Origin of the sequence: Shewanella salipaludis (assembly GCF_012911865.1) — a bacterium.
Lineage (GTDB): Bacteria > Pseudomonadota > Gammaproteobacteria > Enterobacterales > Shewanellaceae > Shewanella > Shewanella salipaludis.
Genome location: NZ_JAAXYH010000002.1, coordinates 480,396 through 494,190 on the forward strand (window position 1 = coordinate 480,396; position 13,795 = coordinate 494,190).

Annotated in this window: 13 protein-coding genes; 4 read left to right on the plus strand and 9 right to left on the minus strand. The window is 52.0% G+C overall.

Going from position 1 to position 13,795, the window contains the following annotated elements; all coding sequences use genetic code 11:
• Nucleotides 1–30: 30 nt before the first annotated feature.
• The 8 genes from rseP to rpsB all read right to left on the minus strand — a co-directional run bounded on the left by rseP (nucleotide 31) and on the right by rpsB (nucleotide 7,525).
• A complete protein-coding gene (gene rseP / locus HC757_RS05175; protein WP_169563227.1) occupies nucleotides 31–1,401 on the minus strand; it encodes a sigma E protease regulator RseP in 1,371 nt (456 codons plus the stop codon).
• A gap of 54 nt (nucleotides 1,402–1,455) precedes the next feature.
• Complete coding sequence (gene ispC / locus HC757_RS05180; RefSeq protein ID WP_169563228.1) at nucleotides 1,456–2,649, minus strand: 1-deoxy-D-xylulose-5-phosphate reductoisomerase; 1,194 nt, start codon at nucleotides 2,647–2,649, stop codon at nucleotides 1,456–1,458.
• A 4-nt stretch (nucleotides 2,650–2,653) separates the two neighbouring features.
• A complete protein-coding gene (locus tag HC757_RS05185; RefSeq protein WP_169563229.1) occupies nucleotides 2,654–3,511 on the minus strand; it encodes a phosphatidate cytidylyltransferase in 858 nt (285 codons plus the stop codon).
• Nucleotides 3,512–3,531: 20 nt separating this feature from the next.
• Nucleotides 3,532–4,359, minus strand: a complete 828-nt coding sequence (locus HC757_RS05190; RefSeq protein WP_169563230.1) for an undecaprenyl pyrophosphate synthase — start codon at nucleotides 4,357–4,359, stop codon at nucleotides 3,532–3,534.
• Between the two features lie 82 nt (nucleotides 4,360–4,441).
• Nucleotides 4,442–4,999, minus strand: coding sequence for a ribosome recycling factor (gene frr, locus HC757_RS05195; RefSeq protein WP_169563231.1), 558 nt, complete (start codon nucleotides 4,997–4,999; stop codon nucleotides 4,442–4,444).
• Between the two features lie 29 nt (nucleotides 5,000–5,028).
• Nucleotides 5,029–5,757: a UMP kinase gene (gene pyrH / locus HC757_RS05200; RefSeq protein ID WP_169563232.1), complete on the minus strand. Its 729-nt coding sequence runs from the start codon at nucleotides 5,755–5,757 to the stop codon at nucleotides 5,029–5,031.
• A 68-nt stretch (nucleotides 5,758–5,825) separates the two neighbouring features.
• Nucleotides 5,826–6,677 (minus strand): translation elongation factor Ts, encoded by an 852-nt coding sequence (gene tsf, locus HC757_RS05205; protein WP_169563233.1) that lies wholly within the window; start codon nucleotides 6,675–6,677, stop codon nucleotides 5,826–5,828.
• 119 nt (nucleotides 6,678–6,796) lie between these two features.
• Complete coding sequence (gene rpsB / locus HC757_RS05210) at nucleotides 6,797–7,525, minus strand: 30S ribosomal protein S2 (RefSeq protein WP_169563234.1); 729 nt, start codon at nucleotides 7,523–7,525, stop codon at nucleotides 6,797–6,799.
• Nucleotides 7,526–7,836: 311 nt separating this feature from the next.
• On the opposite strand from rpsB, the gene map reads away from it, so the two are divergent.
• The 4 genes from map to HC757_RS05230 all read left to right on the plus strand — a co-directional run bounded on the left by map (nucleotide 7,837) and on the right by HC757_RS05230 (nucleotide 12,646).
• Complete coding sequence (gene map, locus HC757_RS05215; protein ID WP_169563235.1) at nucleotides 7,837–8,637, plus strand: type I methionyl aminopeptidase; 801 nt, start codon at nucleotides 7,837–7,839, stop codon at nucleotides 8,635–8,637.
• 34 nt (nucleotides 8,638–8,671) lie between these two features.
• Nucleotides 8,672–11,248, plus strand: coding sequence for a bifunctional uridylyltransferase/uridylyl-removing protein GlnD (gene glnD / locus HC757_RS05220; RefSeq protein WP_169563236.1), 2,577 nt, complete (start codon nucleotides 8,672–8,674; stop codon nucleotides 11,246–11,248).
• A gap of 17 nt (nucleotides 11,249–11,265) precedes the next feature.
• Nucleotides 11,266–12,090, plus strand: a complete 825-nt coding sequence (gene dapD / locus HC757_RS05225; protein ID WP_169563237.1) for a 2,3,4,5-tetrahydropyridine-2,6-dicarboxylate N-succinyltransferase — start codon at nucleotides 11,266–11,268, stop codon at nucleotides 12,088–12,090.
• A gap of 211 nt (nucleotides 12,091–12,301) precedes the next feature.
• A complete protein-coding gene (locus HC757_RS05230; protein WP_169563238.1) occupies nucleotides 12,302–12,646 on the plus strand; it encodes a DUF3718 domain-containing protein in 345 nt (114 codons plus the stop codon).
• 86 nt (nucleotides 12,647–12,732) lie between these two features.
• Here HC757_RS05230 and purU read toward each other — a convergent pair whose 3' ends face one another.
• A complete protein-coding gene (gene purU / locus HC757_RS05235) occupies nucleotides 12,733–13,599 on the minus strand; it encodes a formyltetrahydrofolate deformylase (RefSeq protein ID WP_169563239.1) in 867 nt (288 codons plus the stop codon).
• Nucleotides 13,600–13,795 lie beyond the last annotated feature (196 nt).

Genomic DNA, 13,795 nt, shown 5'->3' on the forward strand with positions numbered 1-13,795 from the left:
GAGCACTTCTAATTATTAGTCTGTCCCTGCTCAGAGTCGGGAGAAATCATTGAAGAGTGCGACACTCATCAACAGCAGCAATAAGGCTGCCCCAAACCTGAATCCTATTTCCTGCACCCTTTCGGATACAGGTTTACCCGTTATCACTTCAATGAAGTAATAGAGTAGATGTCCCCCATCGAGCACAGGCAAAGGCAGTAAGTTAATTATGCCTAAGTTGACACTGATGAGCGCGAGAAACCCGAGAAAATAGACCAGACCATAGTTTGCACTATTGCCCGCACCCTGTGCGATTGAGATGGGTCCACTCAGGTTTTTCACCGACACGTCGCCGGTAAATAACTTTCCAATCATCTTGAAGCTCACGGCAGTCAGTTGCCATGTCTTGTCTGCCGCCACGAAAAAGGCATCCACTATGCCATATTCGAGCTGCAAGCGCATATTCTCCGGCCAAGGTGCCTGGGTAGGGCTGACACCTATCACACCTATGATCTCGCCGTTCGCCGCTTTGCTCGGTTTGGGCACCAAGTCAACCTCGAACTGTTCAGCATCACGGCGTATAGTCAACGCGACCTGCATATTGGCAGAATGCTGAATAATTTCAACAAAATCATCCCAGCCTGAATAGTCCTGACCATTGACTGCGACCAGCACATCCCCCGCCTTGAGACCGGCAGCCTCGGCGGCACTGTCCGGGCTGATCAGCGCCAGGGTGGGCAAAATTTCCGGGCTGTAGACTCCCAGCCCCAGCGCCTTGATAGGTGACTGTTCCTCAGGATTGAAACGCCACTCGCGGGTATCCAACTGATAAGTTTCCTCGCGGCTATCCAAGCCTTCCAGCCTATCCAGTGGCGCCAGCGAGAGGCTGATACTGTCTTCACCTATGTGACCCACAAGGGCGAGATTGACTTCTTCCCAGTTGCGCACCTTCTGCCCAGATACCGCCATGATCTGCATGGGCTCATGGATCTGGATCTTCTCGGCCGCGGTGCCTGCCAGAGTCGAGTCTATGACGGGCTTGAGCGAAGGCACACCGATGAAAAACATCAGATAGAGCGCGAGTATGGCAAAGATAAAGTTGGCTATCGGCCCCGCAGCTACGATAGCGATGCGCTGCCATACCGACTTACGATTAAATGCCTGTGGTTTGAATTCGTCGGCGACCTCATCGACCCGCTCGTCGAGCATCTTGACGTAACCGCCCAGGGGGATCAGGGCCACAACATATTCGGTGCCGTCTTTGCCGATACGACGCCAGATAGCCCTGCCAAAACCTATGGAAAAACGTTCGACTCTGACACCACAGCGCCTGGCGACCCAGAAATGGCCATACTCATGGGCGGTGACCAAGATCCCAAGGGCTATGATAAAGGAACCTAAGTTCCATAAGAAATCTAACATCTCACTCCTTCATTACTGGACTAACATTACCGGACTCACATTACCGGACTCACATTACTGGGCTAAGGCGGCGATGGCCTCTACGGCATAACGCCTGGCCTCGGCATCTAACATCAGGATATCGTCAATCGAGCTCAATGTCGCGGCCGGCACTCGACCGAGACACAATTCATTCACTCTGGCGATATCGGTAAACTTCAACTGCCGGCCAAGGAAAGCCTCGACGGCGATCTCATTGGCGGCATTCAACACTGTCGTTGCCTCCTGTCCCTGGGCACTGGCGGCCATCGCCAGCGCTAAACAGGGGAAACGTTCGAAATCAGGTTCATGGAAGCTTAATTGTCCGACTTTGAAAAAATCCAAAGGTTCAACCCCGGAGGCAATTCTCTGCGGATAGGCTAAACAATGTGCAATAGGCGTACGCATATCCGGGTTACCCATCTGCGCCACCACAGAGCCATCCACATACTGCACCATGGAGTGGATCACGCTCTGGGGATGGATCACCACCTTCAACTGCTCTGGCCCGGCATTGAACAACCAGCGCGCCTCTATGTACTCCAGCCCCTTGTTCATCATGGTGGCCGAGTCGACGGAGATCTTGGGCCCCATGGACCAGTTGGGATGTTTACAGGCCTGGGCCGGCGTCATGGTCGCGAAAGTCGTCAAGTCTGACGTCAGGAAAGGTCCACCTGATCCTGTGAGCAAGATATGCGAGACACCGGCAGTGTCGAGATCGCAATGCCCCAGATGGGATTGCACCAACTCAGGCAGGCATTGGAAAATAGCGTTATGCTCACTGTCGACCGGCAACACCAGAGCGCCTGAGGCCTTGGCGGCATCGATGAACAGTCTGCCGGACATGACCAAGGCTTCCTTATTGGCCAGCAAGACGCGTTTACCCGCCTTGACGGCCTCGAAGGTCGGCAACAGCCCGGCGGCCCCCACTATCGCCGCCATCACGGTATCGACGTCCGGGCTGCGCATCAGACAGAGCAAGTCGGGCGTTCCCGTGGTCACCTGAACATTCATGGCCGCGGGTAGCCGAGACCTGAGCGAGGCGGCGGCGTTCTCATCCACCATATGCGCGATAACCGGCCTATGCTCGAGGCATAGGGCCAACATCTTATCGACACTGGCATTCGCCACCAAGGCATAGGCGCGATAGGCCTGCGGATTTCGTGAGATAACACTCAAGGTGCTGGCACCTATTGAGCCGGTTGCTCCCAAAATCACCAAATTTTGCATAGCGTTACATCCAGAATGCAAGATAAATCAAGGTAAATACCGGCAAGGCCGCAGTCAGGCTGTCGATACGATCCAGTACACCACCATGGCCGGGTAAAATAGTTCCCGAGTCTTTGATGCAGGCGACGCGCTTAAACATGCTTTCGGACAAATCCCCCAGCGCCGAAGCCAAGGCGGTAAACAGGGTGACCCCGATGACCAGTCCGAGTTCCTGTTCGGGGGAGACATACATGACACCTGCCACCACCAACATGGTGGTCAACAGGCCGCCTGCGAGTCCCTCCAGCGTCTTGGCCGGGCTCACCTTGGGCATGAGCTTGATTCTGCCGAACGTCTTGCCGGCGAAATAAGCGCCCGAATCCGTCGCCCAGACCACCAGCATCACCAGGAAGACCAGAGTGCCACCATAATATGGTTGGGACAGGGTATCCAGGGATTTAAGCGCTATCAGCGAGGCGAAACAAGGTAACAGGGTCAGCTGGCCAAACATGGACTTGAGCATGGGGCTGGTTTGCCACAAACGCCCACTGTGGGGGAACGAGACCACCAGCAGCAAGGCGACGGCCCACCAGATGGCTCCGAGAGAAATCACCGCTAAAAATACCGGATGCAGCTGCCCCTTGAACCACAAGCTGTCGATGGGTACCAAAAGGTTCAGCGCGACGAGCAGTATCCCCATGGTGGCGGTGAAACTCCATTGGGTGACCTTAGATTCACAATCGATGATCCTGCCCCATTCCTTGGCGGCAATCAAAAATACCGCCACCAGGGCCCAGGAGAAATAATTTGCGGGGAGCAAAAATATCGCCCCCAAAACCAATGGGACTAACCAAATTGCTGTTATTATTCGTTGTTTTAGCAAAAAAATTTCCTCATGAAATTTTATAGGGTGCGCATTTCATCGATCTGATTGCCGGTCAAACCGAAACGTCGCTGACGACTGGAAAAAATACTGATCGCTTGCTGAAATGCTTGCTCATCGAAATCCGGCCACAGGGTGTCGGTAAATACCAACTCTGCGTATGCCGCCTGCCAGAGCACAAAATTGCTGATGCGATAGTCTCCGCCGGTGCGGATCATTAAATCAACTTCACTCTGATTTTGCATGCATAAATGTTCACTCAAAGCGGCTTCGGTGAACTGACTGCTGGTCATTTCGCCATTTTCAACTTTGACAGCCAATTTCTGCGCTGCCTGTAAAATATCCCAACGGCCACCATAGTTGGCGGCAACATTGAGCACCAGCCCAGTATTGGGTGCCGTTTTCTCCACGGCGCCGGCAATCTGCTTCTGCAAGCGCGCCGAAAAACGACTGATATCACCTATGATGTTCAATCTGACCTGATTCTTATGCAACAGCTTAAGTTCACGTTGCAGCACGGTGAAGAACAGCTCCATCAACAGGCTGACTTCCTTATCCGGCCTGCGCCAGTTTTCACTGGAAAAGGCAAATAATGTCAGCGATTTAACCCCGAGTTGACTGGCAGTACTCACGGCCCGGCGTACCGCCTTGACTCCGGCCTTATGCCCCATGACTCTGGGCTTACCCTGCATCTGGGCCCAACGACCATTACCGTCCATTATGATGGCAACGTGCCGAGGGATGGACCTATTAACCAGCTCTGGCAGTTGATCCGACAACTCAGATGAAGTCTGGCGCTGCTCACTGGCTGGCCCAGAATCTTGTCCAAAGTCCACTGTGGATGACATCTATTACGACCCTTTAAAATAGACAAACGCCGTGTAGTATACCCCTACACGGCGCATCAACTCTAGCTTATCGAACCGGAGGTTAGACTTCCATCAGCTCAATTTCTTTCGCCGCCAGGATCTCATCGATCTTCTTGATGTGCGCGTCGGTAAACTTCTGCACTTCATCTTCACTGCGGCGCACATCATCTTCGGTGCATTCTTTGGCTTTCTCAAGTTTTTTCACTTCAGAAATCGCATCGCGACGCACGTTACGTATGGCAACCCGGCCATTTTCGGCCTCGGCACGCACGACCTTGATAAAGTCTTTACGACGCTCTTCGGTCAATGCGGGCAGAGGAATTCGCATGGTCGCGCCGGCCGTCATGGGGTTCAATCCCAGATCGGACGTCATGATGGCTTTTTCTACGGCTTGGATCATGCTGCGGTCGAAGACACTGACAGACAGGGTACGGGAATCTTCGATACCTACGTTGGCCACTTGATTCAAAGGTGTCATGGCACCGTAGTAAGAGACCTGGATCGAATCCAGCAGGCTTGGATGAGCACGGCCGGTACGGACTTTTGCCATTTGGTTCTTGGTGGCTTCGACGCATTTACCCATGCGTTCCTGAGCATCTTGCTTAATATCTTCAATCACGTTAAATGTCCTTCTAGGTCACTAAAAACTTATTTCGCTTTGATCATTGTGCCTTCTTCTTCACCCATGATGACACGACGCAACGCGCCGGGTTTATTCATGTTGAAGACCAAGATAGGCATGTCATGGTCCCGCGCCATGGTAAAGGCGGCCAAGTCCATCACTTTCAATTCTTTATCCAGTACTTCAGTGTAACTGAGTTCGTCGTACTTGACTGCATCTGTGTTCTTCATAGGATCGTCTGAATAGACGCCGTCGACCTTGGTGCCCTTGAGCACGACCTCGGCTTCGATTTCGATACCGCGCAGACAGGCGGCAGAATCTGTGGTGCAGAAAGGATTGCCGGTACCCGCAGCAAAAATCACCACACGGCCAGACTTGAGCAGGCTGATGGCCTCGGCCCAGTTATAGTCGTCGCATACGCCCTTCAGGGGAATGGCCGACATCAGGCGCGCATTGACATAGGCACGGTGCAAGGCGTCACGCATGGCCAGGCCGTTCATGACAGTTGCCAGCATACCCATGTGATCGCCCACCACGCGGTTCATACCGGCTTTTGCCAGGCCTTCACCACGAAACAGGTTACCACCACCAATCACCACCCCCACTTGAATACCCAGCTCAACCAGCTCTTTAACTTCCTGGGCCATACGGTCCAGTACTTTGGGATCGATACCGAAGCCTTCTTCACCCATCAGTGCTTCGCCACTTAATTTCAGAAGAATACGTCTAAAGGCAGGTTTTGGATTGGTGCTCATAATTTTATCCTGGTCATAACAAGACCGCAGCAATTGCCGCGGTCTTGGGGGTATGTAGAGAGTGGCGATTAAGCCTTTTTAGAAGCCGCGATTTGGGCAGCAACTTCGGCTGCGAAATCTTCTTCTTTTTTCTCAATACCTTCACCCACTTCCAAACGAATGAAGTTAGTTACCTTAGCGCCTTTCTCTTTAAGAATTTCGCCAACGGTTTTCTTAGGTTCCATGATGTAAGCTTGACCAGTCAGAGAAATCTCACCGGTGAACTTCTTCATACGACCGACAACCATCTTCTCAGCGATCTCGGCAGGCTTGCCTTCGTTCATGGCGATTTCGATTTGCAGTGCTTGCTCTCTTGCAACAAGTTCAGCAGGTACATCTTCAGGGTTAACGAATTCTGGCTTAGAAGCAGCAACGTGCATTGCGATATGCTTTAAAGTCTCTTCGTCAGCTTCACCGGCGACAACAACACCGATACGCTCACCGTGACGGTAAGAAGCCAGGTTTGCTCCCTCTATGTACTCGACGCGACGTACATTGATGTTTTCACCGATTTTAGCAACCAGCGCAACACGGGTTTCTTCAAACTGTGCTTTCAAGTCTTCGATAGAGACTTTAGATGCAGCGGCAACGTCCAGTACGGCGTTGGCGAATGCAAGGAAGTTTGAATCTTTTGCAACGAAGTCGGTTTGGCAGTTAACTTCTAACAGTGCAGCGAAACCTTCGCCATTCTTGATTAGGATAGTACCGTCGGCAGCGATGTTACCTGCTTTCTTAGCGGCCTTGGCAGCACCACTCTTACGCATGTTATCAATCGCCAGTTCGATATCACCGTTAGTTTCAGTCAGGGCGTTTTTACAATCCATCATGCCAGCGCCAGTGCGCTCGCGCAGTTCTTTAACTTGGGCAGCAGTAATTGCCATTGTTAAATCCTCTATAAAAAATCGACAAATTTGCAGATATAAAACAGGGGCCGTTAGGCCCCTGTTAACCAATCATAAATCTTGGTTAATAAGGGCGATGTAATCACCACACCTTATTATTATTCGGCTTCTACGAAACCGTCTTGCTCAGCTTGCACAGCCAGATCCTGACCACGGCCAGCATTCGCGGCAGCAGCAACAGAAGCAGTGTACAGGCGAATAGCACGCATCGCGTCGTCGTTACCAGGAACGATGTAGTTAACACCGTCTGGCGCAGAGTTAGTATCAACAACTGCAACAACAGGGATCCCTAAGTTGTTAGCTTCTTTAATAGCGATATGCTCATGGTCAGCGCCTATGACGAACAATACGTCTGGCAGGCCGCCCATGTTCTTGATACCACCCAAAGATTTTTCCAGCTTTTCCAGCTCACGAGTACGCATCAGCGCTTCTTTCTTGGTCAGCTTGTCGAAAGTACCGTCTACTGATTGGCTTTCCAGTTCTTTCAGACGTTTGATTGACTGACGAACGGTTTTCCAGTTAGTCAGCATACCGCCTAACCAGCGGTGATCGACATAGTACTGATCACATGACAGAGCCGCTTCTTTGATCGCTTCGCCAGCGGCACGCTTAGTACCGACAAACAAAACCTTGCCTTTCTTTGAAGCAACATTGCTGATGAAAGCCAGTGCTTCATTGAACATAGGCACTGTATGCTCGAGGTTGATGATGTGAACACCGTTGCGAGCACCGAAGATGAATGGCTTCATCTTTGGGTTCCAGTAACGGGTTTGGTGACCGAAGTGAACACCGGCCTGGAGCATATCGCGCATTGAAACTGTAGTCATTTCTCTTACCTTAGTATATTAGGGGGTTGGACCTCCACGCATCCCATGCCTTCGACCCCAGGCTTTCCAGCCGGGAGCACCCCGAAGAATGTGTCGATACGTGTGTGATTTAGTATTTACATAAATAGCCATGTATAATGGCAGCCATATCAGCCAGATTGCGACCCCAGGACCAAGTAATACTCCGCCAGGGAAACCCAATAAGACTTAAACATAACGGCGCGCTTTATACCATAAATAGCCCTGAAGCACAAATTTTTGCGTCAGATTGCGCCGAAAACTGACCCATTCAAGACACGAAGAGAGACTCCATGAGTATAGTCATAAAGACAGCTGTTGAAATCGAAAAAATGCGCGCCGCCGGTAAGCTGGCCGCCCAGGTGCTGGAAATGATCGCCCCCCATGTCAAGGCCGGCATCACCACCAACGAACTCAACGATATTTGTGCTAAATACACCGAAGATCAAGGGGCTATTTCGGCACCGCTCAACTACCATGGTTTTCCCAAGTCGATCTGTACCTCGGTAAATAACGTCATTTGCCACGGCATCCCAGCAGACAACCCTCCGCTGAAGGAGGGTGACATACTCAATATCGATATCACTGTCATCAAGGATGGTTATCATGGCGACACCTCCAAGATGTTCCTCATAGGCGATGTCAGTGCCAAGGACAAGCGTCTGTGCCGCATCGCCCAGGAGAGCCTGTATCTGGCCATCCGCAAGGTGCGTCCAGGTCTGAAGCTGGGTGAAATAGGCACCACTATCGAGAAATTCATCAAGGCCAGCAAGACAGGGCTGGAGAAATTCTCCATAGTGCAAGATTATTGCGGCCACGGCATAGGTGCCGGCTTCCACGAAGAACCGCAGGTGGTGCATTATAAGAACAATGACAATACGGTGCTGCGTCCGGGCATGTGTTTCACCATAGAACCCATGATCAACGCGGGTCGTCACACCACGGTGCTGGACAAGTCGGATAACTGGACTGTGACCACCTCGGATGGCAAAAATTCTGCCCAGTGGGAACACACTCTGTTAGTGACAGAAAAAGGCGTCGAAGTCCTGACGCTGCGCGAGGAAGAAGATTTCCCACGTTTTATCAATCACTAAATTACATCCACTCAAGTTAATTGCAAGGGACTCGATGATTACAGCTCTGTCTGCCAAGGCCGCATTAGTCGAACAGAACTTACTGTTGCTCAATCGCTTTAAAGCCAAAGAACAAGTCGGTGAGCTGGTCAGGCAGCGATGCCAATTTGTCGATGACCTGCTCAAGCAGGCTTGGCAGGATTTCGGCCTGGACGCTCAGGCGATTGCGCTCATCGCCGTTGGCGGTTATGGCCGCGGTGAGCTGCACCCTCATTCGGATATCGATCTCTTGTTCCTGGTCGAAAACGAGGACTTAGGCAAGCAGGCCGAGGCGGCGCTGGGGCAGTTCATCACCTTCCTCTGGGATGCCAGCCTGGAAATCGGCCACAGTGTGCGCACCATTGCCGAGACCCTGATACAGGGCCGCGGCGATGTCACCATTGCCACCAATTTGCTGGAAGCCAGGCTGTTGGCTGGCAGTGAACCTCTGTTTGATGTCTTATACGACAGCATACGTCAGGGGGATTTCTGGCCATCGAGTGACTTCTTTATTGCCAAACGCGACGAGCAGCAGGCCCGTCATGCCAAGGCCAGCGCCTTCGATTTGGAACCCAATCTCAAGACCTGCCCGGGTGGGTTGAGGGATATCCAAACCATAGCCTGGGTGGCGATGCGTCACTTCGATGCCGCCAGGCTCGAGGAGTTGGTGCAATATGAATTTCTCGAGCCCCAGGAGTTGGAAGAACTGCTCGAGTGTCAGTCTTTCCTGTGGGAGCTGAGATTTGCTCTGCATAGTATCTCAGGACGTGACGAGAACCGTTTACTGTTCGATCTGCAACGCCAGGTCGCCGAGCTGATGGGGTATGAAGACGCCACTCAACTGGCGGTCGAGCAGCTGATGAAACGCTACTATCGTACGGTTCGGCGGGTAATGGAGCTGAACGAGATGCTGCTGCAGCTGTTCAAGCGAGCCACCCTGGGTCATACCAAGGCGCTGGTGATCCAACCCATCGATGCCCATTACCAGAGGCGTGGTATCTTCATCGAAGCACTGAACAACGAGCTGTTCAACAATGCCGAGGAAATCGTCAGATTATTCTTGCTGGTGGCAAAGAACTCCAACATCAAGGGCATCTATGCCCCTACCCTGAGATCCCTGCGCCTGGCGCGCAGGGCCCAGACCCAGCCACTGATGGAGCATGCCGGCTGCCGGCAAGTGTTCATGGAGATTTTGCGCCATCCCAGGGGCATAGCCGCGCTGTCGCTGATGCATAAACATGGCGTGTTATCTGCTTATTTGCCCGCCTGGCGCAATATAGAAGGCCAGATGCAGTTCGATCTGTTCCATGCTTATACCGTCGATGAGCATACCCACAGGTTGCTGCTCAACATAGAGAGATTCTCACAGCCGGAGCAGAAGGAAGAATTTCCTTTGGGCTCTGTGCTGATCAACCAGCTGCCCAAGAAAGGCCTGTTGGTACTGGCCGCTATCTTTCACGACATTGCCAAGGGGCGAGGCGGCGATCACAGCAAACTGGGCGCGGCCGATGCGCTGGCATTTTGCAAGTTGCATGGACTCAACGATCATGACGGCCGCCTGGTCGCCTGGCTGGTGGAACATCATCTGGTGATGTCGGTCACAGCCCAGCGGCGGGATATCTCAGATCCCGACGTGGTGGCCGATTTTGCCGGCAAGGTGCGCGATGCGGTGCACCTGAGTTATCTCTACTGCCTGACGGTGGCCGATATCTGTGCCACCAATGAAAAAACCTGGAATAGCTGGAAGGGCTCTCTGCTCAGAGATCTGTACTTCTCCACCCAGAGGGTATTGGCCAGGGGTAAGGAGAAACCTGTGGATATCCGGGCCCGGGTACGCGAGTATCAGGCCAAGGCCAAGAAAGAATTGCTGCGGCGCGGCATCAAGGAAAAAGATCTCGATGCCCTTTGGCAGAGATTCAAGGCGGACTATTTCCTGCGCCACCAACCGAATCAGGTTGCCTGGCACGCCGAAGCGATACTCAAACACAAACACGATGCCCCCTTGGTGTTGATCTCCAAGCACACCACTCGCGGCGGCACAGAACTGTTCGTCTATTGCCCCGACAGACCTAAGCTTTTCGCCACTGTCATGGCGGTGTTGGACAATAAAAACATCAATGTGCATGATGCCAACATTATGACCTCCAAGGATAATTATGCCTTGGATACCTTCATCATACTGGAGCAGGATGGGGCGCCCATAAACCAGTTGTCGCGCATTCAGAGCATCCGCAAGGGACTGGAAAAGGCGCTGGGAGCAGATTCGCCCAAATTACCGCGTTTTAGAAAACTTTCGCGTAAGATGAAACCTTTTAATGTTCCGACTCAGGTGAGTTTCCTGCCGAGCAGCCGTCATGGTACAAGTATGATGGAACTGATCGCCCTCGACAGTCCTGGCTTGCTGGCAAAGGTGGGCGATATTTTCTATCGCTGTGGCGTCACCTTGCTTGGCGCCAAGATCACTACCATAGGAGAGCGCGCCGAAGATTTCTTTATGTTGCAGACCAACGAGGGATTGCAACTGGATGTCACCCAGGAGATGAGGCTGAGGGAGGCGCTCACTCATGCCTTGTCACAACCCGTAACGAATTAACTGAACAGGAGAAACTCATGGAGGCTTTACGCCAGCGTATTGAAGCGGCTTTCGAAGCACGTGCAGACATTACACCGGCCACGGTATCGGACGGCGTGCGCGCCGATGTGGAGACTGTCATCGGCATGTTGGACAAGGGCGAGGCCCGGGTGGCCGAAAAGATTGACGGCCAATGGCATGTGCATCAATGGCTGAAGAAAGCCGTGCTCTTGTCGTTTCGCATCTTCGACAACGGCATCATAGAAGGTGGCGATACCCGGTATTTCGACAAGGTGCCGCAGAAATTTGCCGATTACGACGAGGCGCGCTTCAAGGCCGAAGCCATACGTGTGGTGCCTCCGGCCACGGTACGTAAAGGCTCGTTCATAGGCAAGAATACCGTCTTGATGCCCTCATATGTAAACCTGGGTGCCTATGTCGATGAAGGTACCATGGTCGATACCTGGGCCACAGTCGGCTCTTGTGCCCAGATAGGCAAGAATGTGCATCTATCGGGTGGGGTCGGCATAGGTGGCGTGCTTGAGCCACTGCAGGCGGGTCCCACTATCATCGAAGATAATTGCTTCATAGGGGCACGCTCGGAGATAGTCGAAGGCGTTGTGGTCGAAGAGGGCAGCGTGATCTCCATGGGGGTCTACATAGGTCAGAGCACCCGAATTTATGACAGGGAAACGGGCGAAATCCATTATGGTCGGGTACCTGCAGGTTCGGTTGTGGTATCGGGGAACCTGCCATCGAGCTGCGGGAAATACAGCCTCTACGCGGCTATCATAGTCAAGAAGGTCGATGCCAAGACCCGAGGTAAGGTCGGCATCAACGAACTGCTGCGCATAGTGGATTAAGCTTCACTGCGTCACGCGATAAAATCCTGCCTTGAGCGGGATTTTTTATGCCCGAAGCGGCGTGCAACAATATTTTGTTACAGACAGATACACTCTGCAGTTTTTATCACACTCAGATACACTTGAACACAAATAGCTTACAGCATTCAGCCCAGATAGCGCCTTTACTTTCCTATGACACAGCTAAAAGTTAAGTTGCCAGGAGCTAAATATGAAAACGCTAACCACAGTTGCAGCCATCACGCTTACCACCCTCTCCTTCGCAGCTTCTGCTGCCATGGATCCGCAAATAGAGAAAACCCTAATCGCCGTATGCAAGGCGGGGGCCAGCAACAATATTTTCACCTATGCCAATACCATGCGGGATTACCGTATCAATGAACAACGCGTGTTCCCAAGACTGGTTTGTAATGACCAAAGTTTCCATCAATTTGCCCTCAGCCATGGCGCCAACAGAACCGCGGCCAAGATTGAGCGTTATATCAAGGGTCGAGTCACAATTCAGGATATCGCCATGAATATCCCTGAGGAAGAAATGTTCAGAGTCTATTTTTAAGCCAACAGCTATTCCTACAGAAAAGTTATTTTTAAGTTCAAGGACCTGCCAGTCAGGCCCTTGTCATATATGCAGCGACTCGGCCCTTAAAAGACTATCGTCCTGTTGCCATAGACTATCACCTGGTCGTTCAGCACCAGTTGCAATGCCTTGCTCAAGACGCTCTTCTCTACATCCCGACCGGCGCGCGCCATTTCCTGCGCGCTGTAGTTATGATCTACTGGGATCACATCTTGCTTGATGATAGGTCCCTCATCCAGACAGTTATTCACGAAATGCGCCGTCGCCCCGATGATTTTAACTCCACGTTCCCAGGCTTGCCGGTAAGGGCCGGCGCCGATGAAGGCAGGCAGGAAAGAATGGTGAATATTGATGATACGATTCGGGTATTGAGCCACGAAGTCGGGGGTCAGTACCCGCATGTATTTCGCCAGCACCAGATAATCGGCCTCGTAGGGTTTGATGACTTCGAGCAACGCCTGTTCGTGGGACAATCTGTCCAAACCTTCATGGCTGACAAAATGAAACGGGATGGCAAACTTAGCGGCAAGTTCAGCCAGATTGGGATAATTGCCTACCACAGCGGCGATGTCGACATCCAGGCCACCATAATAAGACTTCATCAAGAGATCGCCCAGACAGTGCGCCTCTTTGGTCACCAGCACTACGACCCTCTTACGCTCGGCGCCAACCAATTGCATGTGGTTCTGTTCCGGCAGCACAGAGCTTAGATCGTTCAGCAGTGATGCGTCATCGAAGCTTCCCTCCAATTCGGTGCGCATGAAGAAGCGCCCCTGGGCGTTATCGACGAATTCACTGTTTTTAACTATGTTAAGCTCATGTGCAAAGCAGACACCGGTAATCTTGGCTATCAACCCGTGGGCATCGGCACAATCTGTGATTAATATTTTACGCTCGACAGAGCTGTTGGCATTGGGCTGAGTCACTGACACTGGCTTTCCTCGAAAAATGGGCTTGCTTCGAGTGTGCCATAACAAGGGCAAATGAACACTAGCCGGAGCGCAATTGAGTAATAAATTTTCAAAACAGAGAAAAACATTCGAAAAACCGAGGGGAAAATTCGAAAATTTGAGTGAAATCGCAATTTAAGTGTGATTTTTGATGAAAATAACACTTAATCACGCAAAG

Coding starts and splice junctions, on each gene's coding strand:
- glnD (WP_169563236.1), top strand. CDS start 8,672: ATGATTACAGCTCTGTCTGCCAAGGCCGCATTAGTCGAACAGAACTTA.
- ispC (WP_169563228.1), bottom strand. CDS start 2,649: ATGCAAAATTTGGTGATTTTGGGAGCAACCGGCTCAATAGGTGCCAGC.
- HC757_RS05190 (WP_169563230.1), bottom strand. CDS start 4,359: ATGTCATCCACAGTGGACTTTGGACAAGATTCTGGGCCAGCCAGTGAG.
- rpsB (WP_169563234.1), bottom strand. CDS start 7,525: ATGACTACAGTTTCAATGCGCGATATGCTCCAGGCCGGTGTTCACTTC.
- HC757_RS05230 (WP_169563238.1), top strand. CDS start 12,302: ATGAAAACGCTAACCACAGTTGCAGCCATCACGCTTACCACCCTCTCC.
- dapD (WP_169563237.1), top strand. CDS start 11,266: ATGGAGGCTTTACGCCAGCGTATTGAAGCGGCTTTCGAAGCACGTGCA.
- rseP (WP_169563227.1), bottom strand. CDS start 1,401: ATGTTAGATTTCTTATGGAACTTAGGTTCCTTTATCATAGCCCTTGGG.
- pyrH (WP_169563232.1), bottom strand. CDS start 5,757: ATGAGCACCAATCCAAAACCTGCCTTTAGACGTATTCTTCTGAAATTA.
- map (WP_169563235.1), top strand. CDS start 7,837: ATGAGTATAGTCATAAAGACAGCTGTTGAAATCGAAAAAATGCGCGCC.
- tsf (WP_169563233.1), bottom strand. CDS start 6,677: ATGGCAATTACTGCTGCCCAAGTTAAAGAACTGCGCGAGCGCACTGGC.